Origin of the sequence: Bradyrhizobium sp. HKCCYLR20261 (assembly GCF_051168435.1) — a bacterium.
Taxonomy (GTDB): Bacteria; Pseudomonadota; Alphaproteobacteria; order Rhizobiales; family Xanthobacteraceae; genus Bradyrhizobium.
Genome location: NZ_JBNPUZ010000003.1, coordinates 281,479 through 302,658, shown reverse-complemented (window position 1 = coordinate 302,658; position 21,180 = coordinate 281,479). Strand labels below are relative to the sequence as shown.

The window sequence follows — 21,180 nt, the reverse complement described above, 5'->3', positions numbered from 1 at the left end:
TGGGCAGGCGGCTTCTCCAACCACAACTGTCATGCCCGCCGCCCACGGGTCTCGCCTTCGGCGAGCCCGAGGACAGGCTCCGGCGGGGCATCCAGTACGCCGCGGCCTCTCGGTTCAATCACGACTGTCTCGGCGTACTGGATCGTCCGCTTTCGCAGACGATGACAGCAGAGGTCGAGGCGGGCTGCTTGCCTCATACTCCGTCATTGCGAGCGTAGCGAAGCAATCCAGGGTGGTGGGCGGGACTCTGGATTGCTTCGCTACGCTCGCAATGACGCCGTCTTCCGGCAATCAGTCGTGATGCCCGGGTTTATCAAGCCTGCGCGGCGAAGGCCCGGGCATCCATGTCGTGCGTCGCCCTCGGCTCGCGGATGGCCGGGTCAAGCCCGGCCGTGACGGAGGAGAGAGTGGGCCTCGAACTTAGTCGGACGTTGATCGATGGCGGCCGTATAGGCCGCCATCGAAGCGGCAACCTTGCTCACGCCGCCGTTTTCGCCTTGCCGTCCTGGATCGCGCGCCAGATCTTTTCGGCCGTCAGCGGCATGTCCAAATGCTTCACGCCGTAGTCCGACAGCGCGTCGATCACTGCGTTGATGACTGATGCCATCGACCCCGCGCAGCCGGCTTCGCCGCAGCCCTTGGTGCCCAGCGGATTGCTCTTCGCCGGCACCGGGTGATTGTCGACCGTCATCATCGGCACGTCGGAGGCTCGCGGCAAAGCGTAGTCCATCAGCGATCCCGTGATCGGCTGGCCGCTCTCGTCGTAGCGCAGGTGCTCCATCATCGCCTGGCCGATGCCCTGGGCGACGCCGCCATGCAGCTGGCCGGCGACGATCATCGGGTTGATCACCGTGCCGAAGTCGTTGATCGCGGTGTAGCCGACGATGTGCGCCACGCCGGTGTCCGGCTCGATCTCGACCTCGCAGACATGGCAGCCGTTCGGGAAGGTCGACTCCGTCGCCGTCGAATTGTGGTCGACGTCGAGCGAGGCGGGCACGCCGTCGGGCATCTTGCCCTCGCGCATCCGCCGCGCCAGCTCCATGATGTCGATGCTGCGGTCGGTGCCGGCGATGGTGAATTGGCCGCCCGCGAACTCGATGTCGGCCTCTGACGCCTCCAGCAGATGCGCGGCCGCCTGCTTGCCCTTGGCGATGACGAGCTGCGACGACTCCACGATGGCCTGTCCCGTCGCGGTGATCGAGCGCGAGCCGCCGGTGCCGTTGCCGAAGCGGACGAGATCGGAGTCGCTCTGCTCCAGCCGGATCTTCTCGAAGGGCACGCCCAACTGCTCCGACAACACCTGCGAGAACGGCGTCGCATGGCCCTGGCCGTAATCGAGCGTGCCGGTGGTGAGCGTCACGCCGCCATCGGCATCGAAGGTGATCTTGCCGAGCTCGCCCGACGGCGGCGCGGTGACCTCGAGATACGAGCCGACGGCGATCCCGCGCAGCTTGCCGGCCTTGCGGCTCTCGCGCTTGCGCTTGGCGAAGCCCGCATAATCCGAGACTTCCAGCGCCTTCTCGAACACGGCGGCGAAATCGCCGGAATCGTAGGTCACGCCCGACGCCGCCGGGAACGGCATCTGGCTCGGCTTGATGAAGTTGCGCTTGCGGATGGTGAGGCGGTCGATGCCCATCTCGCGCGCGGCCGTGTCGATCAGCCGCTCCATGAAGTAGTTGGCCTCGGGCCGGCCGGCGCCGCGATAGGCGCCCATCAGGGTGACGTTGGTCAGCACCGTCTTGATGTCGACGCCGAGCAGCGGCGTCTTGTAGACGCTGGCGAGGTTCTTGCCGGTGTTGAGCGACAGCGGCAGCGGCGCGACGCCCATGATGTAGGCGCCGAGATTGCCGTAGCCGGAGAGTCTCACGGCGAGGAACTTGCCGTCGGCGTCGAGGGCGAGCTCGCCATGGATGATCTGGTCGCGGCCCTGGCTGTCGGACAGGAAGGCGGTGGTGCGCTCGTCGCGCCACTTCACCGGACGTTTCAGCTCCCTCGCGGCGTGCAAGATGCAAATGTACTCGGGATAGGAGACGTTCTTCATCCCGAAGGAGCCGCCGACGTTCGTTGTCAGGATGCGGACCTTCTCCGGCGCGACGTTGAGGATCTTGGCCAGCGTCGCCTTGTTGCCGGACACGCCCTGGGTCGGCACCTGCAGGGTGAAGCGCTCGGACTTGCCGTCGAAGGCGGCAAGCGCCACGCGCGGCTCCATCGACACCACGGCGACGCGGGTGTTGACGATGTCGAGCTTGGTGACGTGCGCCGCCTTGGCGAACGCCTCCTCGATCTTGGCGGTGTCGCCATAATGGTAATCGAGCGCGACGTTGTTCGGGATGTGGTCGTAGAGCTGCGGCGCGCCGGGCTTGGTCGCCTCTTCCGCATTGGTCACCGCGGGCAGGGGCTCGATGTCGACCTCGACCGCCTCGGCGGCGTCGCGGGCCTGCGCGGCGGTTTCCGCGACCACGAAGGCGATGGGGTCGCCGACGAAGCGCACCTTGTCGGTGACCAGCGCCGGCCGGTTGGTCTGCAGCAGCGGCGAGCCGTCCCGGCCCTTCAGCGGCAGGCCGCAGGTGAACGGGCCATAGGCGGCCGCCGCGAGGTCCGCGCCGGTCCACACGCCCAGCACGCCCGGCATCGCCTTGGCGGCTGCCGTGTCGATGCCCTTGATGATCCCATGGGCATGGCTGGAGCGGACGATCCAGGCATGCGCCTGTCCCGGCAGGTTGAAATCGTCGGTATATTTGCCGTGCCCGCGCACCAGCGTGTCGTCCTCCTTGCGCCGGACCGGCTGCCCGACGCCGAATTTCTGCAGCGCAATCGCGTTTTCGAGGGAGGCGGGGGCGGTGTGATCTTGCATGGAAGGGGATCCGGAGAGCTGGATGGAGCGCAAAACGGGCTGTTCCCAGATAGTGCAGCGCCCGCGGCCGGACAACGGTTGATTAGGAATGGTGCATCACGCCTGACGGAGGGGCTGTTGCGCCGGCGCACTCCACTGATAATGTCTCGTCAAAGAGAACTTCCATCTGGGCCGGCTCGGCCAGCGGAAAGACATTTGAATGATCAATGACACGCGGCTGCGGGAGAGTCCGACGCCGCGCGGGAACCTGGAGCCCGGCTTGCATCCGGGTCTGGACGTCGCGACACCGGCCTGCGCCAGCAACGGCAGCAGCGTGTACGCGGCCCTGGATCTCGGAACCAACAATTGCCGGCTCCTGATCGCCTGTCCCTCAGGCGACAGTTTTCGCGTGGTCGACTCGTTCTCGCGCATTGTCCGGCTGGGCGAGGGCATCTCGACCACCGGCTGCATCAGCGACGCGGCGATGGACCGGGCCATCGCGGCGCTCTCCATCTGCCGGGACAAGATCCAGTCGAAGAAGGCCAGGCGTCTGCGCCTGATCGCGACCGAGGCCTGCCGCGCGGCGGCCAACGCCGAGGGGTTCCGCAGCCGGGTGGCAGCGGAAACCGGCATCGAGCTCGAGGTCATCGACCGAGAGACCGAGGCGGCGCTGGCGGTTAAGGGCTGCGCGCCGCTGCTCGACCCCGGCGGGCGCGGCGCGATCCTGTTCGACATCGGCGGCGGCTCCAGCGAACTGGTGCGGATCGAGCGCGATCCGGCCGACCGGAATGCGGAACCGCGGATCAAGGCCTGGATGTCGATCCCGCTCGGAGTCGTGACCTTGGCCGAACGCTTCGGTGGCCGCGACGTGACGCCGGAGATCTATGCCGCCATGGTCGAGGCGGTGGCCGAGCATGTCGGACCGTTCGCGGCCGAGAACGGCGGCGATCTTGCCGATATGCATCTGCTCGGCACCTCCGGCACGGTGACGACGCTCGCGGGCATTCATCTCAATCTCGCGCGCTACGATCGCCGCCGGGTCGACGGCATCTGGATCAACGATGCCGACATCACGGCGACGATCGGCAAGCTGCTGGCGATGAGCTACCAGGAGCGCGCCGAGAACAACTGCATCAGCATCGACCGCGCGGATCTCGTGCTGGCCGGCTGCGCGATCCTGGATGCCATCCGGCAATCGTTCCCGCTGCCGCGCCTGCGCGTCGCCGACCGCGGCCTACGCGAGGGCATGCTGGTCGAGATGATGCGCGAGGACGGTGCACTCAGGACGGCGTGAGTTCTTCACCCTCCCCTGGAGGGGGAGGGTCGACTCCCATGAGCGCAGCGAATGGGAGTCGGGGTGGGGTGAGCCCCACGGGCGGTCCCGCCGTGGCTCACCCCACCCCGATCGCTCGCTTCGCTCCCGATCGACCCTCCCCCTCCAGGGGAGGGTGACGCTCGCAACGGCTGTTGTTGTTTGAGTAGAAAGCGATCCATCGACGATGGGTTGCAGGACCACCACAGAGACCCACATGGCAAAAGACACCACCGGCCGCATGCATGTGCAGGTCAAGACCGGGGGCAAGCGCAAGCTGTCCTCGAAACTCTGGCTCGAGCGCCAGCTCAACGATCCCTATGTGGCCCAGGCCAAGCGCGACGGCTATCGCTCGCGCGCGACCTACAAGCTGATCGAGATCGACGACAAATATCACATGCTCAAGCCCGGCATGACCGTGGTCGATCTCGGTGCCGCGCCCGGCGGCTGGAGCCAGATCGCGGCGCGCCGGGTCGGTGCCGAGGCGGGCAAAGGCAAGGTGGTCGCGATCGACCTGCTGGAGATGGGTGAAATCCCTGGGGTCACCTTCACTCAGCTCGACTTTCACGCGGAAGATGCCCCGGAGAAGCTGCGCGCGATGATCGGCGGGCGCGCCGACGTGGTCATGTCGGACATGGCCGCCAACACCACCGGACATCGCAAGACCGACCAGTTGCGCATCGTCGGCCTCGTCGAGCTCGCCGCGCATTTCGCCAGCGAGGTGCTCAAGCCCGGCGGCAGCTTCCTCGCCAAGACGTTCCAGAGCGGCGCCGACGCCGAACTCCTGGCCCAGCTCAAGCGCGATTACGCCACCGTGCGTCACGTCAAGCCGGCCGCGAGCCGGCAGGATTCGTCGGAGCGCTACGTGCTGGCGATGGGGTTCCGCGGCGGAGAGCCGACGGACCTGTTGTAATGGCGTCATTGCGACGGCCACGCCCTGGGGATACAGAGCAGGTGCAATGTCTGGTCTCGGGAATCGGCTTTGGGCCGGCGAGACCGAATTCCGGAGATCCTGCATGCGTGTCCTGAACTGGAGCGTCCTCGCGCTGGGTTTGATGGTCGGGGTCGCCGTGTCGGACGCGGCACAAGCCCAGGCGTACGATCCGCGCTATCCCGTGTGCATGAAGGTCTATGAAGGCGGCCGGTTCGGCGGCGGCGAGTGGATCGACTGCAGCTATACGTCGTTGCCGCAATGTCGCGCGACGGCCTCCGGCCGCTCGGCAATGTGCGACCTCAATCCGTTCTACGCGCCGCCGCCGCGTCCGCCGCGTCGCGCGCACCGGCGTCATCATTGAAATCTTCGGTGACGCAACGGCCATTGCCGTGCCGTGATCGCGTCGAATGTTCGAGACACACCATCCAGCAGGCTGCCGCCATGTCGTACCGTTCCATCCTCGCGATCGTGACGCTCCTGCTGCTGGTGCCCACGATCGCGTTTGCCGCACCGTCGCACAAGCGCAAGGCGCAGCGCTGGCAGGGCTATGGCTTCCTGCCCGGCTACAGGCAGCCGCCCAACAACAGCCTCCCGCTGTATGCGGACAAGGAGGCGATGCGCAACGGGCCGCCGCGCGGCAGCCGCCGCCATTGGTACATCGACGGCACGCCTAAATACATGCTGTACAACGGCGAGTGGCACTATTTCGGCCGTCCCGGTTTCTACCGCGGCCAATACAATGGCGGCAGCTTCGGGCCGTGCTGGACGCGAACGCCGATCGGCATGATCTGGACCTGCGGCTAGCGTCACGAGGGCAGCCCCTACGTGCGCTTCGCTGCAGGCGCACAAGCGGGATGAGCCGGCGCCGACGTGCGCGACGACCGATCCTGTCTGGACAGGGGCGGCTTTTCCCGCTGATATGCCGCGCATGAGAGGCAAGAGAAGAAACGCGAGCCGCTGGTTCGGCCCATCCCGGAGGACTGCTTTGACATCGTTCCGTACGCGCCTGTTCGGCGCCGCCGTCGCGCTGATGACCCTTGCCGGTGCGCCGGTCTCCGCCCAGCAACTCGAACTCAAGGTGATGGCGCCCGCGGCGCCCGGCGGCGGCTGGGACCAGACCGCGCGCGCGATGCAGCAGGCCTTCGTCGCGTCCGGCGTGGCGCGCAGCGTGCAGGTCACCAATGTGGCGGGTGCGGGCGGCACAGTCGGTATCGCGCAGTTCGTCAACGGCGCCAAGGGTGACGGCAATCAGCTGATGGTCAACGGCTTCGTCATGGTCGGCGCGCTCGCCATGAACAAGTCGCCGGTGACCCTGGAGCAGGTGACGCCGATCGCGCGGCTGACCGAGGAGATCCAGGTCATCGTCGTGCCCGCGAACTCGCCGATCAAGACCGCGCAGGATCTCGCGGCGGCGCTGAAGGCCGACATTGCCAAGGTCACCTTCGCCGGGGGCTCGGCCGGCGGCGTCGATCATGTGATGGCGGCGCTGTTCGCCGGCACCGTCGGGGCCGATGCCAAGAAGGTCAACTACATCCCGTTCTCCGGCGGCGGCGAGTCTCTCGCCGCGATCCTCGGCGGCAAGGTCACCGCCGGCATTTCCGGCCTGTCCGAGTATGACGGGCAGATCAAGAGCGGCAAGCTGCGTGCGATCGGCGTGTCCTCGGAGAACCGCATTCCCGGCGTCGACATCCCGACCTTCAAGGAGCAGGGCATCGACCTCGTGCTCGCCAATTGGCGCTCGGTCGTGGCGGCGCCCGGTATCACGCCGGAGCAGAAGAAGACGCTGAGCGAGGCCGTCGAGAAGATGGTCAAGTCGGATGCGTGGAAGGACATCCTGAAGCAGAAGGGCTGGGACGACGCCTATCTCGCGGGTGACGCCTTCGCTGACTTCCTGAAGAAGGAGAACGTCCGCGTCACCGACGTGTTGAAGTCGGTCGGCCTCGTCAAGTCATGACGGACAGCGCCGGCACGGAGACGTCCTCGCGAGGTGTCGACAAGTCTGGCATCGACAAGTCTGGCATCGACAAGGCCGGCATCGTCATTGCGGCCTTGCTGGCCGCCGTTGCGCTGGTGCTGGTCTACGACGCCTCCCAGATCCCGGCGACGACGATGTACGGCATGGGGCCGCAGGTCATGCCGGTCGTGATCGCGATCGGGCTCGGCATTCTCGCGCTGGCCAATCTGATCGACGCCATCAGGGGCAACCTGCCGCCGCGCGAGAGCGCGGATTCGGTCGCGGTGCTGCTGATCCTCTTCGGTCTCGCTCTGCTGATTGCCATCATCGGTTTCGGCGGCGGCTTCATCCTCGCCACGACGGCGCTGTTCGTCACGACGTCGGCGGCGTTCGGCCGGCGCGCCTTTATCACTGATCTCGTCATCGGCGCCGTGCTGACGACCTTGATCTACATGGCTTTCGATCGTCTGCTCACCCTGAGTCTCCCCGCCGGTCCGCTGGAAAGACTGCTCTGATGGACACCTTCGCCGCGCTCGCGCATGGGATGGCGATCGCCGCCCAGCCGATGAACCTGCTCTATGCGCTGATCGGCGTCTTCCTTGGCACCGCCGTCGGCGTGCTGCCGGGCATCGGACCGGCGCTCACCGTCGCGCTGCTGTTGCCGGTCACCTACAAGCTCGATCCCGGCGGCTCGCTGATCATGTTCGCCGGCATCTATTACGGCGGCATGTATGGCGGCTCGACCACCGCGATCCTGATCAACACGCCCGGCGAGAGCGCCTCGATGGCGACCGCGCTCGAGGGCAACAAGATGGCCAAGGCGGGCCGCGGCGGCCCGGCGCTGGCGACCTCGGCGATCGGCTCCTTCGTCGCCGGCACGATCGCCACCATCGGCTTGGCTTTCCTGTCGCCCTATCTCGTCGACATCGCCGTGCGCTTCGGCCCCGAGGATTACTTCGCGCTGATGTGCGTCGCCTTCATCACGGTCTCTGCGACCTTTGGCGATTCACCGATCCGCGGCCTGACCAGCCTGTTCATCGGCCTGACGCTCGGCCTCGTCGGCATCGACAAGCTGACGGGACAGGCGCGGCTCGCCTTCGGCGTGCCCGAGCTGCTGGATGGCGTCGAGGTGACGACCTTGGCGGTCGGCCTGTTCGCGGTCGGCGAGGCGCTCTACGTCGCTTCGCGGCGGCATCACACCGAGGAGAAGATCGAGGCCGTCAAAGGATCGCTGTGGATGACGCGTGAGGACTGGAAGCGCTCCTGGAAGCCGTGGCTGCGCGGCACGGCGTTCGGCTTCCCGATCGGGGCGCTGCCGGCTGGCGGCGCTGAAATACCGACCTTCCTATCCTATTCGACCGAGCGGCGTTTGACCAAATATCCTGATGAGTTCGGCAAAGGCGCGATCGAGGGCGTCGCCGGTCCGGAGGCTGCGAACAACGCCTCCGCCGCCGGCACGCTGGTGCCATTGCTGACGCTCGGCCTGCCGACATCCGCGACGGCGGCGATGATGCTCGCCGGCTTCCAGCAATATGGCCTCAACCCGGGACCGCTACTGTTCGCCGAACGCCCCGATCTCGTCTGGGGCCTGATCGCGAGCCTGTTCATCGCCAACACGATGCTGCTGGTTTTGAACCTGCCGCTGGTCGGCCTGTGGGTGCGGCTGCTGAAGATCCCGACGCCCTGGCTGTACGCCGGCATTCTCGTGTTCGCGACCATGGGCACAATCGCGGCCAAGCCGTCGGTGGTGGAGTTGTCGATGCTGGCGGGCTTCGGCGTGCTCGGTTTCCTGATGCGCCGCTTCGATTTTCCGATCGCGCCCGTCGTCGTCGGCCTGATCTTAGGCCCGATCGCCGAGAGCCAGTTGCGCCGCGCGCTGGCGATCAGCCTCGGCGACCCCATGACCCTGCTGCAATCTCCGATCTCCGCGACGTTGTTAGTTGTCGCGCTGATCGCACTCGTCGCGCCGTTCATCTTGAAGGGACTCGGACGCTTCAAGGCGAATGAGGATTGAGTGTGGCGCGGCCAGCAGGAACCGCGCCATTGCAGTGCAACATAACGTGACCGGGAGAAGGGACGAACATCGGACCCGGCTTGAAACGATGTCCGCGTGATCTGGTTTGCGCTTCAACCATCGAGACCGAGGCTTGGAACCTCGGATCAACTGGAGGAGGCGTCTTTCGGGGCGTGTCACCCCAAACCGAAAGAGACCCGATGACCGATCGCTTCGATGACGGTTTCAAGCCGGCCGCCGCACCTCCTCGATCCGCGCCGACGACACCGGCGCGTCCGCCGCGGCACCCTGTGATCCTGCGTGCCTCCGCCATCGGCGTCGCCGGCATCCTGTCGGCGCTGATGCTGACGGCGGTGGTGCCGCCGATCGTTGCCGACCAGTCCGACCGGGCCGTCGTCAACGCCCCCGTCATGCTGCTGACCTCGCCAATCGCGGGCCAGGTCGAGACGCTCACCGCGAAGCAGGGCGGCGAGGTGAACGCCGGGGATCGCTTGGCCGAGATCACCAATCCGCGGCTCGACCGCACCACGCTGATCTCGCTGGAGGAGAAGGCGGGAGACGCGCGCCAGAAGCTCGACGCCACCCGTGCGAAACATCAATCCGACATCAGCTATGTCGGCTCGCTCGACCAGGAGATCGCGAGCCAGGCCGAGCAGTTGAAGGCGCAGTTGCAGTCGCAGATCGAGGAACTCCGCGCACGCGTGGCGCAGTCCAACGCGCAGAGCAGCGAGAAGAAGGCGATCGTCGACCGGCAGAACCGCATGGTCGCGCGCGACGCCGCCAGCCTCGACATGGTCAAGCCGACCGAGCAGCAATATGCGGCGGCGCTGCACGACACCGACGCGCAGAATGCGAAACTGAACCAGAAGCTGACGCAGCTGAAGGCGCTGAACGCCGGCATCTATGTCGGCGAGGATCTGGTCGCGCTCAACATGCTTGCGCAGAAGCGCCGCGACATCGATCTCGATGCCCGGCGCATGGAGATCGAGGAGAAGCAGCAATCCGCCGTGCTCGGCGACCTCGAAGGCCTGATCAAGTCCGAGCGCGCGCGGCTGGCAAGGCTCGCGTCCGCCGACGTATTGTCGCCCGGTCCCGGCAAGGTGCTGGCGGTCGGGGCCGACACTGGACGCCACGTCAGTGCGGGCGATACGATCGCTTCCGTCGTCGATTGCGACAAGCGCTTCGTCGTCGCGATCTTCTCCTATCGGCAGGGTGAAGCGATGAAGCCGGGCACCAAGGTGCGGATCGACGGCGGCGGCTTTCATAGCGGCACCGTCAGTGCCGTGCTGCCGAAGACCAGCGACAAGGTCGACGAGCGCTTCGCCGTGCCGTTTCCGCAGACCGAGCGGCGCGAGCTCTATGTGATGATCACGCCGGATGCGGCCGAGGACATGCCTGCAGCGCAGCCGGCTTCCGCCGCGACGCCGGCCTGCACGGTCGGGCAGTGGGTGACCGTGACCCGCGACAACGGCATCGTACCGTCGATGTCGGTGACCTGGCGGCGGCTCGGCCACCTGGTGGCCTCGCTTACCGATCTTGATCCGTCCGAGCCGGATGAAGCCCTACGGCGGGCCGGCGTCACCAAGCTCGACTCCGCCTTGCGGTCGCAACCGGTTCAACCGCCTGAGCTGGACGAGCACTGGCTTCCGGCGGCGCATGCGGGGTCTGCGCAATGAGGCTCGCATCCATGGTCATCATCGCGACGGCGCTGCTCGGCAGCGTCATGCCGCTGCGCGCCGAAACGCCTTTATGCGCAGGACTTGCACAGGCCGTGGGGCCGAAGCTCGCCGGTCATGATGCGGCATTCATCCGCTCCTACGAGCCGGGTGCCGATGAGGAGGGGCTGCCGCTCGGTCTCTCGACGACGGCCTTCACCTATGACAACGCGCTGGCGGCGATCGCGCTCGTCGCGTGCGGGCACGTCAACGAAGCTCGCGTGATCGGCAATGCGCTGGTGCATGCGGCCAGCAACGATCGCAGCTTCCAGGACGGCCGTCTCCGCAACGCCTATCGCGCCGGACCCGTCGGCGCCGGCGCTGCGCTGCTGCCGGGCTGGTGGGATCACGAGAAGAACATCTGGGGCGAGGATCCCGCGCAGGACGGCACCGCGACCGGCAACGTCGCCTGGGCGGCGCTCGCGCTGCTGACGCTGCATCAGGCGACGGGCGATGCAACTTATCTCGCGAACGCGCGTCGGCTGATGGACTGGATCATCGTCAACGCGAGCCACGGGACAGACGGTTTCAGCGGCGGCTTCCACGGCTACGATCCGCAGCAGGTGCGCCTCACCTGGATGTCGACCGAGCACAATGCCGACGTCTACGCGGTGGCGTCATGGCTGCATCGTCTCACGTCCGAGCCGCGCTATCGGGACGCCGCGCTGACGGCGCGACGGCTGCTCGATCGCAGCTTCCGCGGCGATCACTTCCTGCTCGGCACCAAGCCCGACGGCAGCCTTGCCGATGCCAATCTGCTGGCGCTCGACGTGCAGCTCTGGCCGTGGATGGCCGTGCCCGATGCGCCCGCCTGGCGCAAGGCGCTCGGCTTCGCCGAAAGCAAGCTCGCGGTGGATGGCGGTTTCGACTTCAACGGCGATCGCGACGGCGTCTGGGTCGAGGGCACCGCACAGGCCGCGCTGGCTTATCGCATGGTCGGAAACGCCGCGGCAAGCGAGCGGCTTGTCGCGGGATTCCGAGCCGATCGGACGGCGACGGGCCTGCTGAACGCGACGCGCAACGCGCGCCTCACCACCGGGCTGTCGATCGATCCGACGGGCGCGACCACCATCCAGGACTTCTTCTACTACAAGCGGCCGCATCTCGGCGCCACTGCCTGGGCCGTGCTCGCCGAGACGGGCTGGAATCCGTTCACCGGCGCGAAGGTGCCCTGATGTTTCCGACCGCCAGCAATGCACCGTCGGTCCTTTCGACCGACCTCGGCGTCCTGCTCGGGCTCCTCGTCATGGCCCGGCTGCTCGACCCGACGCGGCTCCGCGACCGCGTCCTGTTCGGCGCCACCACGGCCTCGTTCCTGCTGATTTACACGCTGTGGCGCTGGCACGACACGCTGCCGGCGTTCGATCTGACCTTGCAGGCGCTGTGGCCGCGATTGTTCATCACGCTGGAGATCATTGCGATCACCTACACACTGATGTCGATCCTGATCCTCACCCGCAGCGTCGACCGCTCGGGGCAGGCCGATGCTGCGCAGCGCGCGCTGGCTGAGCGGGGCGAGCAGCCGGCCGTCGACATCTTCATCTGCACCTATGACGAGCCGATGGAGATCGTGGAGCGCTCGATCCTCGCCGCGCTGGCGCTCGACTACGCCAGCAAAACGGTCTGGGTGCTCGACGACACCCGCCGCGACTGGCTGCGCGCGTTCTGCGACGAGGTCGGCGCGCGTCATCTGACCCGGCCGAACAACAAGGGCGCCAAGGCCGGCAATCTCAACAACGCGCTCGCAGCCACAGGGCAGGAGTCGAACGCGCCTGTCATTCTCGTGCTCGACGCCGACTTCGCGCCGCGCCGCGATTTCCTGCAGCGCACGGTGGGCCTGCTGCTGTCCGAGCCGGACATCGCCGTCGTGCAGACGCCGCAGTTCTACTACAACCCGGATCCGATCCAGCACAATCTGCTGGCATCGGGCCATTGGGTCGACGACCAGCGCTTCTTCTTCGACGTGTTCCAGCCGGCCAAGGATGCGTGGGGCTGCGCGTTCTGCGTCGGCACGTCTTTCGTCGTGCGCCGCGAGCGGCTCGTGGAGATCGGCGGCTTCCCGCATGCGGCGATCTCCGAGGATCTCAATCTCACCTACACGCTGCTCAAGCGTGGCTTCCGTACGGTCTGGCTCAACGAGCCGCTCAGCTTCGGCCTGTCGGCGGAAGGCGTGCCAGAATACATCACCCAGCGCGCGCGCTGGTGCCTGGGCACGATCCAGGTCGCGCTGCTGCGCGACGGTCCGATGCGCAGCCGCGGCTACAGCTTCACCCAGCGCTGGCACTTCCTGCATGGCGTGCTCAACTGGCTGTGTAAGCCGTTCATGGTGCTGCTCCTGATCGCGCCGCCGATCTATTGGTTCGCAGGGGTGCCGGCGTTCGAGGCCGACTATCTCTCGTTCCTGCGCTACGGCGTGCCCGCGTTGCTCGGCACCATCATCTACATGGGCTGGATCTCGCGGTCCAAGACGTTGCCGCTGTTCATGGAGGCGACGCATGCGGTGACGTGTTTCGCCATCACGGCGACCCTGGTCAGCGCGGCGATCCGGCCGTTCGGCCGCCCGTTCAAGGTCACCGACAAGGGTGGCGACCGCTCCCAGCCGCGCGTGCATGGCAAGCTCGCCGCGATCTTCGGGCTGATTGCCGCGAGCTCGGCGGCGGCCATCGTCTGGGCCTTCGTATCGCCGAATGCCGCGAGCGAGATCTCGTCGATCGACTATTTCAACCTGCTGTGGGCCGGCATTGCGATGCTCATTTCCTTCATCGCGTTCCTGGTCTGCTTCGAGCTGCCGCGGGCTGAAGATCTGTTTCCGACGGACGAGGCAGGGTGGCTAGCACGCGGTGGCGAGGTCGTACCGTGTCGCGTCGAGGCGCTCTCGCTGTCGTCTGCGCGCGTGACTGGCTCGCGCCGTTGCAGTCCGGGAAGCGCGATGCCCGTCCATCTCGACGGTCTCGGCTGGATCGATGCCTCCGTCGAGGCTGTGTCGAAGACGTTGACGCACCTTCGCCTGCAGCCAACCGAAGCGCAGCGACGCCAGCTCGTGGTTCGCCTGTTCAGCTCCTCCTGCGGCGTCATCAGCGGTCGCGCCCGCCTGCGCGGCGCCTTCGCAGGTCTCGCCCGCCGTGGCTTCTTGGGACGGTGATAAGGCCACACCTCGCTCACGTGCATCCGCTGCCGTAGGGGGGCAAAGCGGCCGCCGCAGGCGGCGGCGTGCCCACCATCGATCCGCGCGGGCCGAGGGAGTCGGTGGGCACGGCGTCACCGCGAGCTCACATCAAGGACACAGCACGGCAGCGCCTTTGCCCACCCTTGCTACGCGCTACATGCCGCGGAATCATAGCGGGAGAGCACGCAATCTCTTCTCCGGTCATTCCGGGGGGCGCGTAGCGCCAGCCCGGAATCCATAACCACAGGCCGTCATGTGACGAGGATCAGGGCCACAGCGATCTCATGACCAGCCGTGGTTATGGATTCCGGGCTCGTGCTCCACGTGAGGCCGACGAGCGTCGGCCTCACGCTCCGCCCGCCCCGGAATGACGGTGGAGAGAGACGAGCGTATAAACTCAGCGCAGAGCTCTCGGACGCATATCACCGTTGCGCTTCCTCGATCTTGTCGAGCACGCGCTCCGGCGCGATGTCCTTGGACGCGTCGCGCAGCTCGGGCTTGGCGTCCGGCTCGATGCCCATCTGTTTCGCCATCTGGTTCAGGAGCGTCACGACTTGCGTCAGCTCGTGCTCCGTCAGCAGGCTGATCTGGAGATCGAGGTCGGCGCGCTTGTCGGCTTCGCCGGCCATCCGGTTCTGCGAGATCAGCACGAAGGTCGACAGGAAGATCGCCTCGACCGAGGCGATCATCGCCAGCACGACGAAGCTTTCGTCCCAGGCGGGCACGCCGGGCACCAGATGCAGGTTGGCGACGATCCAGAAGCCGAAGCCGAACAGATGCAGGTACACGAAGGTCATCGACCCCGTGAACCGCGTGATGGCGTCGGCAACCTTCTGCTGCGCGGTCGCCTCGGTCCGCTCGCGCTTGCGGCGGTCGACCAGCGCCTGAATGTTGCGTTCGAGGGCGGGAGTAAGCCCCGGGCCGGGTGCGGGATCGGGTGCGAGTTCTCGGGTCATGGCGGGGCAACGAGGCGCGCCCAGGACCGTTCCCGCAAGGAACGCGCCGCTTCGTGAGGCAACTTGGCCGGCCCGAGCGGATAGCCCGTCTCGCGCTCTCAGGAATGGGGGAACAGCGGCTTATGATTAATTAAGACTAACATTCGAATGCGCCACGTCTCGGCTGGAAGTGACGGCACAGCAAAGCCCGGTGCGGTATGTAACGACAAGACGGAATACCGCGCGGGCGTCGCAGGGATGATGGACCGGACGCGCTGCGCGAGGGCAGGGCCTGTCGGGCATGGATGCTGGAACGCAGAGGGCGTCGGCTGACACCACGCGCATGGTGTGGATCGATTACGCGCGCGGCATCGGCGTGATCCTGGTCGTCTACGGTCATGTGCTCGGCGGCCTGGTACGCCCAGGCATCTTTCCGGACGGCGCGCTCGCGCGCTGGATGGACTACACGCTCTACACGTTCCACATGCCGCTGTTCTTTTTCCTGGCCGGCTTGAACGTGCAGCATAGCCTGCGGAAGGGTGCGCGTTCCTTCCTCGAATCCAAGCTCTGGACCATCGCCTATCCCTACGTGCTGTGGTCGCTGATCCAGGGCGGGACCACGATGCTGCTGGCGCGGGATGCCAACATTCCGATCCATCCGAGCGATCTCGCGGCGATCTGGTATCGCCCGATCGCGCAATTCTGGTTTCTCTACGCGCTGATGCTCTGCCATTTGATCGCGGTGCTCGTCCCGTCACGGACGGTGCTGGTTTCACTGGCGGTCGCAGGTTTCGGCATTTTCCTCATGCTTCCTGTCCGGCCGGATCTCGCGCTGACCTTGCATCACCTGCCGTTCTATGTCGCCGGCCTGTACGGCGCCCGCCTGATGGCGGAATGGCGCCCGCGGGGTTGGCCGCTGCTGATCATGATTGCCGCAGCGTTCGCCGCCGCGGTGGCGCTCGGCGGGGAGCTGTCCGGCATGGACGCCAACGGCCTCGCCTCGCTGCCGGCCTGCGTGCTCGGAATCGCCGGCATGGTCGTGCTGTGCCGGCTGCTCGACCCCTCGCGTCACCGCTGGCTCGCCGCCGTCGGCGTCGCGTCGATGACGATCTATGTGCTGCACATCCTCGCCGGCTCGGGCATGCGCATCATCATGCTCAAGGCGCACATCCCGACCTGGCCCTGGCTCTATCTGTTGGCCGGAACCGCGGCGGGTGTCGTGCTTCCTCTGATCGCCCATGTGGTCCTGCAGCGATTGCATCTGCTCGCGTTGGTTGGACTTGCGGCGCCTGCCAGGCGCAAGGCGCGATCTGCGGCGATCGCGCCGCGTGTCGCGTCCGATCAGGCCCCGGTCTGATGCTGCTGTCGGCCGACGGCGGGCTGGGACTGGCCGGCCGTCTGGTCGCTCGGGCAGGCCATCGCGGCCAGCATCCAGAACAGCGCCGACACTTCGCCCGAGGAGATGCTGGTGAGCGGCAGCTGGATCAAGAGCGCGCTGATGGCGAGCGCGCCGAGCACGACGCCCTCGCGCGTTGGCAGCCGCCAGGCGGCACTGGTGGCCGTGAGACCAACCCAGATGTAGGCCGCGAGGCAGATCAGCCCGACCGGGATGCCCATCGTCACCCAGCTTGCGATGATCTGCCCGTCGATCGGCATCGTGCCGGCGACGCCGACGTCCAGGATGGTGAAGCCCGATCCCAGAACCATGCTGTTCGGTGCATTCCACAGCGTCACGAACTCTTCGAGCCGCTCGCTGCCGCTGCTGTCCTGCGACACGCTGCCGAGCGACTCCAGACGGGAGGTGATGACGTCCGCGAACGGCGTGAACAGCACGGTCACGACCACCGCGGCCAGCAGTCCGAGCGTCAGCGACGCGGAGCGCATTCGCGTGGCGGGAAAGAACAGGCAGAACAGGACGCCCACGGCGAGCGTGATCCAGCTGGTGCGATAGAGCGACAGCAGCAGGCCGAGCGCCGCCGGCGCCATCACGGCCATGGCCAGCCATCCCGGCCGCAGGAAGCCGACCAGCAGCAGGCCGGTGGCCGTGAAGGTCGCATAGCTGGCAGGACCGTTCATCGTGCTGAATACGCGCACCATATAGGGCAGCGGATAGCCGGCCGAGGTGATGCTGGCATTCACCATCCAGAACCGGTCCCAGTCCTGCGGATCGACATACTGCCAGATGCCGTAGAGTCCGGTGAGCGGCAGGACCAGCATGAACGCGCGCGTGATCGCGTCGATCAGGACGGTGTCGGATCTTGCCTGCTGCTGCAGCGCGATCGCATAGAGCACCGGCGCGGCCCATTTCATTCCGCCATTGGCGGCGTTGAACCAGTCGTTCTGGAACATCGACAGCGCGCCGCCGTAGAGGATGCAGGCCAGGATGATGAGCGGCGGCACCAGCCACGGATTGCGCGAAGCGGCCTTGTCCGCCGGCGAGAGGACGAGGCTCGGGATCGGCGCGAGGATGAACAGCAGGGGACCGCTCAGCATGATGCCCGAGGAGTCGAAGCCCGCGGAGACGTCGACCAGGCGACGCACGAACGGGGCGAAGGCAAACATGAGGATCGCCGACTGGACGTGAGCCGCGGCGTTGCGGCGCCATGCAAACCAACCCGTGAGGGCGCAGCCGAGGATGAAGACCGGTCGCACCAATCCGCCGAGGGCAGGGACAGCGAGGATCGTTCCCGCCAGCAGAAGCGCGGTCGGCCAGCAATCCATTGCCATGGCGGCGAGCGGCCGCGCGTCGATTCGGCTTTCCTTCATGGCAGCGGACTATAATGGAAAAGCCTGTTTGCGACCTGTCTCCGCGAGCGAGCGCGTCCAATGGTCCTGCGTCACAACCCCCGTCATTCCGGGGCAAGGCCGCCGGCCTTGAACCCGAAATCTCGAGATTGTCTTGCGTCCACCATGTCGAGATTCCCGGTTCAATCCTCAACGCGCAGCCGCGTCGCGGCTGCGCATTGAGAATTGCCCCGGAACGATGGTGGACGACGTGATCGTCCAATTCCTTGTTACAGAGCCAAACTCTCCTCGTTGATGGGCTGGAGCCGATGCGAAGCGTATCGATGTCAATCGTTGCCGGTCTGTGGTTGCTCTGCTGGGCCGTCCCAGCCGACGCCGCGGAAGTGCTGCCGCCGCGCGATCTCTGCCTGCCGACCACCTCGGCCAAGTCGCGCGACGGCAACTGCGTATCCTGCGCCGTGGGCGCGATCTCGACACGACCGAGCTTTCAGGCCCTGGTGGCGCAGGTGCGTGCGCGTGCCGCAGTCTTCGACGACATCGATCGCCGGATCGACGGTGCGAGCGACGATCCCGAGGTGCAGAACCTGCTGAAGGGGCGCAATCTCGCGCAGGTGCTCTACGGGTCGGACGCGGATTTCATCGCGGGCGGAAATGCATCGCGCTGTCTGCTGCCGGACAATGAGGAGGCGCGCAGCCAGGCCACGCCGGTTCCCTGCGAATCCATTCCGCGCGACGGGCTGGTGGTGCTGCTGACCGCAGGGCAATCGAACATCGCCAACAACGGTGCGCCGGATCGGAGCGGCAAGCTCTATCAGCCGCGTCACCGGTTCTATAATTTCGACCGCTTCGACGGCCGCTGCTACGTGGCGCGCAACCCGTTGCTCGGGACCACGAGCGACGGAGAGAACGTCGCCACCCGGCTCGGGGACGAACTGATTGACCGCGGGCTTGCGAAGACCGTCGTGATTGCGCCTGCCGCGATCGGCGGCACCTATGTGGAGGAATGGCGCGCCCGCGGCGGCAAATATTTCGAGGTGCTGCTGTCGACCCTTGCAGGGCTGCGCGACGTGGGTCTCGAGCCGAGCGCGGTGCTCTGGCATCAGGGCGAAGGTAATGCCTTTGCGTTCGCGACCAACGGGGCGGAGGACGGCACGCACTTGCAGGTGACCGCGAAGATGAAGGAGGCGGCACGGCTGTCCTACCTGCGCAATGATCTCGAGATCATTGCGGGCCTGCGCGCCGCCGACGTGACCGCGCCGATCTTCGTGGCCAAGGCGACGCTCTGCGGCACCATTCCTGACGAGATCATCCGGTCCGCGCAGGCCGCCGTGCCGAACCCCTCGCTCGGGGTCTATCCCGGTCCGGACACCGACCAGATCGGGCTGCCGCTGCGCCACGACCGCTGTCACATGAGCCGCGCCGGCACCGAGCAGCACGCAAAGATGTGGGCCGATCGCCTGGCCGACTACTGGAAGTCCGCGCCGCGGAAGCCCTGAGCCGCGGCACTCAGCCGAGCTTCTGATCCCGCGCGTCGTGCGTGGTTTCGCTGGCCGATTTCGTTGCGGCCTTCTCGGCGCCTTTCTCTGCGCCCTTGCGACTCGCGATCGCCGCGACCTTGCGGCCCGAGATCTCGCTGCCGGCATCATCCGGCATCTGCCAGAAGAAGAATGACGACAGCGCCGAGGTGATGGCAACGACGATGAAGGCCGGGGCGAAGGAGGTGGCGGTGAGCTCGCTCGCGCCATGCGCCCACATCGTGGTCTCCACCGAGAACGCCCCGACCGCAACGCCGGCGGAGATTGCGAGCTGCTGGTTGACGCTGGTGAGCGTGGTGGCGCGGCTCATCTGCGCGGTCTCGACCTCGGCATAGGCCACCGTGTTGATCGCGGTGAACTGCAGCGAGCGGAAGAAGCCGCCGACGAACAGGATGATGACGATCAGAAGCAGCGGCGTCGCCGGCGTGAACAGCGCGCAGGCGGCGAGGAAGACCGAGCTGACGACGGCGTTGACGGTCATCAAATGGCGGAAGCCGAAGGCCTTGATCAGCCGCGCCGCCAGCGCCTTCATGCCCATCGCGCCGGCCGAGGAGCCGAACGTCACGAGGCCGGACTGGAACGGCGACAGGCCAAAGCCGAGCTGCATCAGGAGCGGCAGCAGGAAGGGCAGGGCGCCGATGCCGAGCCGGAACATGAAGCCGCCGACGATCGAGGCCCGCAACGTCGGTAGCCGCAGCAGCGAGAAGTCGAGCACCGGCGAATTGGTGCGCCAGGAGTGCCGGACATAGAGCGTCATCGAGATCGCGCCGATCGCGACGAGACTGCCGACCACCGACCACGGCAGCAGGTTGAGTCCCGCGACCGACAGGCCGAAGGCGAGGCCGGCCAGGCCAATGCCGGCGAGCACCATGCCGTAGAGATCGAACGGCTCTGGATTGTCGCTCTTGATCGGATCGATGAAGCGCAGCGCCATGATGATGCCGACGATTCCGATCGGGATGTTGATCAGGAAGATCCAGTGCCAGGAGAAATAGGTGGTGATGAAGCCGCCGACCGGCGGCCCGATCACGGGCCCGATCAGCGCGGGGATCGTCACCCACGCCATCGCGCCGACCAGCGCGCTCTTGTCGACGGAGCGCAGCAGGACGAGACGGCCGACCGGGGTCATCATCGCGCCGCCCATGCCCTGCAGGATGCGCGCGAACACAAAATTCTCGACGGAATTGGCGAGCGCGCAGCCGATCGAGCCGATCATGAACACCGCGACCGCGCTGGAGAACACGCGCCGCGCACCGAACCGGTCGGCGGTCCAGCCGCTCGCCGGGATGAACACCGCGAGCGACAGCAGATAGGAGGTGATCGCGAGCTTCAAGGTCAGCGGGCTGGTGCCGATATCCCTGGCGATCGCCGGCAGCGAGGTCGCGATGACCGTGGAGTCCATGTTCTCCATGAACAGGGCGGTGGCGACGATCAGCGGAATGATTCGTTGCTTGTTCATCGAATCCTGGAGAGGGCAAGGAGGCGGAGCCGGCGCCGGGGCTTTAACACCCTGCGACGAACGGGGCCATTGCGCTGCTGGCATGGCCCCCCAAATGCAGCGCGACGCTGTCGCGTCCTGTGTTTTTGGGAGATGTGCCGATGATCTACCTGCTCGCCGCTTTGGTGCCGCCGCTGGGTCTGCTGCTCAACGGGCAGCCGTTCGCGGCCATCTTCAACCTGCTGCTCTGCGTGGTCTGCCTGGTGCTCGGCCTGTTCTTCCACGTGCTGCTGCTGGTGCCCTCGGCGCACGCTCTGATCGCCGTCCACATGCGGCGGGAGGACCGGCGCCATCGCGAGGTGGTCGACGCCATCCGCCGCTACGGGCCGCCGCCGGGCGCCTGGCGCTAACGGCGGAACTTCTGCCCCGGAATCGGGGCTTTGGCGACCTTTTGTTGCGCATCTGGGGCCGATCCGGGCCGTCTTTCGCAATCGCGGGAGGAGGGCGGATCGGCCCTTTGATTCGTCACAGGCCCATGCTATCGACCCGCGTCAACCCCACCGATGGGCTCCGATTCGACGGCGAGGCATGGTCTCGAC

General features: G+C 66.6%; 17 protein-coding genes. 13 read left to right on the top strand and 4 right to left on the bottom strand.

Annotation, left to right across the window (positions count from 1 at the left end; genetic code table 11):
* Positions 1-478: 478 nt before the first annotated feature.
* Complete coding sequence (locus tag ACQR1L_RS08475) at positions 479-2,854, bottom strand: xanthine dehydrogenase family protein molybdopterin-binding subunit (RefSeq protein ID WP_434857498.1); 2,376 nt, start codon at positions 2,852-2,854, stop codon at positions 479-481.
* Between the two features lie 199 nt (positions 2,855-3,053).
* On the opposite strand from ACQR1L_RS08475, the gene ACQR1L_RS08470 reads away from it, so the two are divergent.
* The 10 genes from ACQR1L_RS08470 to ACQR1L_RS08425 all read left to right on the top strand — a co-directional run bounded on the left by ACQR1L_RS08470 (position 3,054) and on the right by ACQR1L_RS08425 (position 13,904).
* Positions 3,054-4,127: a Ppx/GppA phosphatase family protein gene (locus ACQR1L_RS08470; RefSeq protein ID WP_434857497.1), complete on the top strand. Its 1,074-nt coding sequence runs from the start codon at positions 3,054-3,056 to the stop codon at positions 4,125-4,127.
* A 235-nt stretch (positions 4,128-4,362) separates the two neighbouring features.
* Positions 4,363-5,058 (top strand): RlmE family RNA methyltransferase, encoded by a 696-nt coding sequence (locus ACQR1L_RS08465; protein ID WP_434857496.1) that lies wholly within the window; start codon positions 4,363-4,365, stop codon positions 5,056-5,058.
* 103 nt (positions 5,059-5,161) lie between these two features.
* Positions 5,162-5,440, top strand: a complete 279-nt coding sequence (locus ACQR1L_RS08460; protein ID WP_434857495.1) for a DUF3551 domain-containing protein — start codon at positions 5,162-5,164, stop codon at positions 5,438-5,440.
* Positions 5,441-5,520: 80 nt separating this feature from the next.
* Positions 5,521-5,883, top strand: a complete 363-nt coding sequence (locus ACQR1L_RS08455) for a hypothetical protein (protein ID WP_434857494.1) — start codon at positions 5,521-5,523, stop codon at positions 5,881-5,883.
* A 226-nt stretch (positions 5,884-6,109) separates the two neighbouring features.
* Positions 6,110-7,033 (top strand): Bug family tripartite tricarboxylate transporter substrate binding protein, encoded by a 924-nt coding sequence (locus ACQR1L_RS08450; RefSeq protein ID WP_434857805.1) that lies wholly within the window; start codon positions 6,110-6,112, stop codon positions 7,031-7,033.
* Positions 7,030-7,548, top strand: coding sequence for a tripartite tricarboxylate transporter TctB family protein (locus tag ACQR1L_RS08445; protein WP_434857493.1), 519 nt, complete (start codon positions 7,030-7,032; stop codon positions 7,546-7,548). Before ACQR1L_RS08450 ends, ACQR1L_RS08445 begins: the two co-directional genes overlap by 4 nt.
* Complete coding sequence (locus ACQR1L_RS08440; RefSeq protein ID WP_434857492.1) at positions 7,548-9,047, top strand: tripartite tricarboxylate transporter permease; 1,500 nt, start codon at positions 7,548-7,550, stop codon at positions 9,045-9,047. The genes ACQR1L_RS08445 and ACQR1L_RS08440 overlap by 1 nt, the downstream gene beginning before the upstream one ends.
* A gap of 200 nt (positions 9,048-9,247) precedes the next feature.
* Positions 9,248-10,723, top strand: coding sequence for an HlyD family secretion protein (locus tag ACQR1L_RS08435; RefSeq protein ID WP_434857491.1), 1,476 nt, complete (start codon positions 9,248-9,250; stop codon positions 10,721-10,723).
* Between the two features lie 11 nt (positions 10,724-10,734).
* Complete coding sequence (locus ACQR1L_RS08430) at positions 10,735-11,937, top strand: hypothetical protein (protein ID WP_434857490.1); 1,203 nt, start codon at positions 10,735-10,737, stop codon at positions 11,935-11,937.
* Positions 11,937-13,904, top strand: coding sequence for a glycosyltransferase family 2 protein (locus ACQR1L_RS08425; RefSeq protein ID WP_434857489.1), 1,968 nt, complete (start codon positions 11,937-11,939; stop codon positions 13,902-13,904). Before ACQR1L_RS08430 ends, ACQR1L_RS08425 begins: the two co-directional genes overlap by 1 nt.
* 446 nt (positions 13,905-14,350) lie before the next feature.
* Here ACQR1L_RS08425 and ACQR1L_RS08420 read toward each other — a convergent pair whose 3' ends face one another.
* Positions 14,351-14,884: a DUF1003 domain-containing protein gene (locus ACQR1L_RS08420; protein ID WP_434857488.1), complete on the bottom strand. Its 534-nt coding sequence runs from the start codon at positions 14,882-14,884 to the stop codon at positions 14,351-14,353.
* Positions 14,885-15,206: 322 nt separating this feature from the next.
* On the opposite strand from ACQR1L_RS08420, the gene ACQR1L_RS08415 reads away from it, so the two are divergent.
* Entirely contained in the window at positions 15,207-16,220 is a 1,014-nt protein-coding gene (locus tag ACQR1L_RS08415; protein ID WP_434857487.1) for an acyltransferase family protein, read from the top strand.
* Here ACQR1L_RS08415 and ACQR1L_RS08410 read toward each other — a convergent pair.
* Positions 16,205-17,629 carry an O-antigen ligase family protein gene (locus ACQR1L_RS08410; protein WP_434857486.1) on the bottom strand — a complete coding sequence of 475 codons (1,425 nt, stop codon included), beginning with the start codon at positions 17,627-17,629 and terminating at the stop codon, positions 16,205-16,207. The two genes, ACQR1L_RS08415 and ACQR1L_RS08410, sit on opposite strands and share 16 nt — an antisense overlap.
* Before the next feature lie 302 nt (positions 17,630-17,931).
* Between ACQR1L_RS08410 and ACQR1L_RS08405 the strand changes: the two genes are divergently transcribed.
* Positions 17,932-19,104, top strand: coding sequence for a sialate O-acetylesterase (locus ACQR1L_RS08405; protein ID WP_434857485.1), 1,173 nt, complete (start codon positions 17,932-17,934; stop codon positions 19,102-19,104).
* 10 nt (positions 19,105-19,114) lie between these two features.
* Here ACQR1L_RS08405 and ACQR1L_RS08400 read toward each other — a convergent pair whose 3' ends face one another.
* Positions 19,115-20,602, bottom strand: a complete 1,488-nt coding sequence (locus ACQR1L_RS08400) for a DHA2 family efflux MFS transporter permease subunit (RefSeq protein WP_434857484.1) — start codon at positions 20,600-20,602, stop codon at positions 19,115-19,117.
* Positions 20,603-20,742: 140 nt separating this feature from the next.
* Here ACQR1L_RS08400 and ACQR1L_RS08395 point away from each other — a divergent pair, with 140 nt between their 5' ends.
* Positions 20,743-20,991: a hypothetical protein gene (locus ACQR1L_RS08395; RefSeq protein ID WP_009030401.1), complete on the top strand. Its 249-nt coding sequence runs from the start codon at positions 20,743-20,745 to the stop codon at positions 20,989-20,991.
* Positions 20,992-21,180 lie beyond the last annotated feature (189 nt).